Source organism: Bowmanella yangjiangensis, assembly GCF_017255015.1.
GTDB lineage: Bacteria > Pseudomonadota > Gammaproteobacteria > Enterobacterales > Alteromonadaceae > Bowmanella > Bowmanella yangjiangensis.
The window spans coordinates 348-1,133 of record NZ_JAFKCS010000252.1; the positions used below are offsets into that span (position 1 = coordinate 348).

1 protein-coding gene is annotated in these 786 nt (G+C 63.6%); it reads left to right on the plus strand.

Annotated features, from left to right (window positions below):
- Positions 1-648 (plus strand): PA3715 family protein (locus J0A65_RS23760; protein ID WP_206596744.1); only part of this gene is annotated, 648 nt, incomplete at its 5' end.
- Positions 649-786: the final 138 nt, after the last annotated feature.

The following is a 786-nucleotide window of genomic DNA, read 5'->3' on the forward strand; positions in this document are numbered from 1 at the left end:
GATGAGCGCGGGGCCTATCGGGTGGATGCCCGGCAGAGCATCTGCAAGGTCTGGCCGGCGCGGCCGCACCTGACCCTGGTCGCCGTGCCGCTGCTGCGCGAGGAGCATGACGACCATGGCCAGAGCGACCTCGAAGTCCTCCTGCTCGATAGTGCCAGGCAAGATGTCGTGGCGCGGCTGATCGAACCCAACCGGCTGGATTGGGATGCGATATTCGTCGATGGCATCGAGTTCGATACCGCCCCTTATCGTCTGCGTGCGCAGGACCTGGCCTTCGGTGTCCGCATCAAGCGGCGCAACGGATCAGCCCCCAATCCCTTCCACGAAACCGAGCTCAACCTGTACGAGCTGGATGGACAGCACCTCAGGTCGGTGTTGAGCGAACTGGTGGTGCAGCGCTCGGGAGGGGAGTGGGATACCCACTGCGCCGGAGAATTCAGCGAATCCACGGGCGTGGTGATCATCACCGAGCGCGTCGGGCATGCCGGCTATCGCGACCTGCAGCTCAGGATGAGCGCTATCCACAGCCGCTCCACGGAGGTCGCCGGCGACTGTCAGACGGTCGAGCGCAGCACCCAGCGCTCCCGATACACCATCGAATACGGCGACGAGCGCTATCTGCTGCCGCTCGAGCTGTCGCCGCTCTGAGCGGCCATCCCATTCCCGCACGATCTGCGCGAGGTTTTGCAAAACGGCGCCCGCATGCTGCACATGGACGGGCAGTCATGACGATCTTCGGCTAATACCAATGTCTAGCTGTCGGCTTTTGCTGGCCAGCTGCTAGTT